The 3,371-nt window shown below is 68.4% G+C and carries 3 protein-coding genes and 1 rRNA gene; all 4 read left to right on the top strand.

The window, feature by feature from the left end:
• Positions 1-75 (top strand): 5S ribosomal RNA (gene rrf, locus PV682_RS43900); the annotation flags it as partial.
• A gap of 64 nt (positions 76-139) precedes the next feature.
• Complete coding sequence (locus tag PV682_RS43895) at positions 140-787, top strand: HAD family hydrolase (RefSeq protein WP_319738546.1); 648 nt, start codon at positions 140-142, stop codon at positions 785-787.
• A 136-nt stretch (positions 788-923) separates the two neighbouring features.
• Positions 924-2,123: an MFS transporter gene (locus PV682_RS43890; protein WP_319738545.1), complete on the top strand. Its 1,200-nt coding sequence runs from the start codon at positions 924-926 to the stop codon at positions 2,121-2,123.
• Positions 2,092-3,267 (top strand): acetoin utilization protein AcuC, encoded by a 1,176-nt coding sequence (locus PV682_RS43885; RefSeq protein WP_319738543.1) that lies wholly within the window; start codon positions 2,092-2,094, stop codon positions 3,265-3,267. The genes PV682_RS43890 and PV682_RS43885 overlap by 32 nt, the downstream gene beginning before the upstream one ends.
• Positions 3,268-3,371 lie beyond the last annotated feature (104 nt).

The raw sequence follows: 3,371 nt of genomic DNA, 5'->3' as shown, positions 1-3,371 counted from the left end.
AACCCGGAAGCTAAGCCTTACAGCGCCGATGGTACTGCAGGGGGGACCCTGTGGGAGAGTAGGACGCCGCCGAACAATCATTGTGGGGAACCCCCGCACCGTTAGTGGTGCGGGGGTTTTCTGCGTTTAGGGTTGGTGTATGCGCTACGACCTGGTGATCTTCGACAATGACGGGGTGCTCGTCGACAGCGAGCCCATTTCCAATCGGCTGCTCGCCGAATATCTCACCGAGGTCGGGCATCCGACGTCGTACGAGGACTCGATCCGGGACTACATGGGGTCCGCGATGCACCGGATTCACGAGCTGGTGCTGGAGCGGACCGGGGAGCGGTTGCCGGAGGGGTTCGACGAGGTCTTTCATGGGCGGGTGTTCGCCGCGTTCGAGCGGGAGCTGAAGCCGGTCGCGGGGATCGCGGAGGTGCTGGAGCGGCTGGTGGCGGTGGGGGTGCCGTACTGCGTGGCGTCGTCCGGGAGCCATGAGCGGATCAGGGTGGGGCATCGGGTGGCCGGGCTCGATCGGTTCTTCGGGGAGGGGCGGGTGTTCAGCGCGGAGGATGTGGGGCGGGGGAAGCCGGCGCCGGATCTGTTCCTGTACGCGGCCGAGCGGATGGGGGTGGCGCCGGGGCGGTGCGTGGTCGTCGAGGACTCGCCGCTGGGGGTGCGGGCAGGGGTCGCGGCCGGGATGGACGTACTCGGCTTCACGGCCATGACGCCCGCTGAGCGGCTTGTGGGGGCCTCGCGGATGTATGCCGAGCCGGTGGAGCTGGTCGAGCTGCTGCTCGGGTGAGGGGGAGGGCAGGGCGCCGAACCGTGAACGCCGGAGCGCCGGTGCCGGGCGCCGCGTGCCGGGCGCTGAGAGCTGAGCGAAATTCATCTTTGGCTTGATCTACCCATGAGTACGCCGGGGCCCTACGCTCGCCGCCATGACAGAAGTGCTGCGGCGCGGTAGGGCCTCGTTGGCGTTCAGCTTCTTTGCCCAGGGGGCCGCGTTCGCGCTGCTGGTGACCCGGATTCCGGCGATCCAGGACCGGTACGGGGTCTCCGACGCGCTGTTGCCGGTGTATCTGGCGGCCGTGCCCGTGCTGGCCGGGGTCGGGAGTGTGGCGTCCGAGCGGGTCGTGCGGCGGGCGTCGTCCAGGGTCGTCCTGCGGTGGGCCCAGCCCGTCGTCCTGCTCGCGCTCGTGGGGGTCGGGGCGGGGAGTGGGACCGTTCAACTGGCCCTCGCGCTCGCTGTGTTCGGGCTTTCGCTCGGGGCGCTCGACGCGACGATGAACATGCTGGGGGTGAGTCTTCAGCGGGCGTACGGGCGCAGCATCATGCTCAGTTTCCATGCGGCGTTCAGTCTTGGGGGGATCGTCGGGTCCTCGCTCGCGTGGGTCGGTGCGCACTGGGAGTTGGAGCTGTGGGCGCTCTATCTGCCCGTCGCCTGTGTGCTGTTGCCTGCCGCGCTCATCGGGAGCCGGTGGTATGTCGACGGGGGTACGGGAGTTGAGGCCCCCGGGGAGGGCGCCGCGAGCGGGGACGGGCTCGCCTTCCGGGTGTTGCTGCCGCTCTGCCTTGTCATGGCGTTCGCTTATATCGGGGACTCCACCGTGTCCAACTGGAGTGCCAAGTACCTCCAGGACGTGCTGGGGAGTTCCGAGCAGCTCGCGACCGTGCCGTACAACGTGTACATGGTGACCATGCTCGTCGGGCGGGCCATCGGGGATTACGGGGTGCGGCGGTTCGGGGCCGTTGTCGTCGTGCGGGTCGGGGCGTTGGTTGCCGGCGGGGGGTTCGTCGTGGTTGCCGGGGCACCGGGGGCCTGGGTGGGGATGGTGGGGTTCACGCTCGTGGGGGTGGGGCTGTGTGTGATCGTGCCGCAGACCTTTGCCGCTGCCGGGCGGTTGTTCCCCGGGGCCTCCGATGCCGCCGTCGCTCGGCTCAACATCTTCAACTACGTCGGGTTTCTGGTGGGTTCGCCGCTCGTGGGGGTGATCGGGGACGCGTGGAGTTATCGGGGGGCCATGCTCGTGCCGATGGGGTTGGTGCTGGTTACCGTCCTGTATGCCCGGTCGTTCGAGACGCGGGGGGACCGATACGGTGGCGGGCATGAGCGGGCGCGCACAGTTGATGTGGGATGAAGCGGTCACGGGGTACGACTTCGGGGACGGGCATCCGATGGATCCCGTACGGCTTGAGCTGACGCGGGGGTTGGTGGCGGCGCTCGGGCTGGATCGGGAGGTGGAGGTTGTTTCGGCCAAGGCCGCGGGGGAGTCGACGCTGCGGCTCGTGCATCGGGAGGACTACATCGAGGCCGTCAAGGCGGCCTCGCTCGATCCTCGGAACGCCGATCAGGCGTACGGGCTCGGGACCGTGGACGATCCCGCGTTCGCCGGTATGCATGAAGTCAGTTCCCTCATCGCCGGGTTGTCCGTCGGGGCCGCTGAGGCCGTGTGGCGGGGGGATGTCTCCCATGCGGTCAACTTCGCCGGGGGGCTTCATCATGCGATGCCCGGTGGGGCCGCCGGGTTCTGCATCTACAACGATGCGGCTCTCGCCATCGCGCGGTTGTTGGAACTGGGGGCCGAGCGGGTCGTCTACATCGATGTCGATGTGCATCATGGGGACGGGGTGCAGGCGGCGTTCTGGGAGGATCCCCGGGTTCTGACCATCTCGTTGCACGAGCATCCTCGTACGTTGTTTCCGCAGACCGGGTGGGCTGAGGAGACGGGGGCCGCCGGGGTTGCCGAGGGGTCTGCCGTCAATGTGGCGTTGCCTGCGGGGACTGGGGACGCGGGGTGGGTGCGGGCGTTTCACTCCGTGGTGCCGGAGTTGGTGGCGGAGTTTCGGCCCGATGTGGTGGTCAGTCAGCACGGTGCCGATACGCACTTCGAGGATCCGTTGGCTCATCTCGCGGTTTCGCTCGATGCGCAGCGGGCTGTTCAGGTGGCCTGTCATGAGTTGGCTCATGAGTATGCCGGGGGGAAGTGGGTCGCTCTGGGTGGGGGTGGGTATTCCGTCGTGGATGTTGTTCCTCGGTCGTGGGCGCACTTGGTGGGGATCGCTGCGGGGAAGGAGGTTTCGCCGGATGCGGTGATTCCTGAGGGGTGGCGGGAGCAAGTCTTCGCTCGGACTCGGCAGTTGGCGCCGGCTCGGATGAGTGATGGGCGGTGGCCGGTGAGTTGGGCTTCCTGGGAGGCGGGGTACGACCCTGGGGATCGGGTGGATCAGGCGGTGTTGGCGGCTCGGCGGGCGGTGTTTCCGTTGCGGGGGTTGTTGGCGTAGGGGTTTCCTCGCCCCCGCCGCCCCTACCCGTCCCATCCTGAAGGGGCGCTGCCCCTTCAACGACCCCGCCAGGGGCTCCGCCCCTGGACCCCGGGTGGGTGGGG

Origin of the sequence: Streptomyces niveiscabiei (assembly GCF_033794345.1) — a bacterium.
Taxonomy (GTDB): domain Bacteria; phylum Actinomycetota; class Actinomycetes; order Streptomycetales; family Streptomycetaceae; genus Streptomyces; species Streptomyces niveiscabiei.
This window is presented reverse-complemented; position numbering and strand designations above follow the sequence as displayed.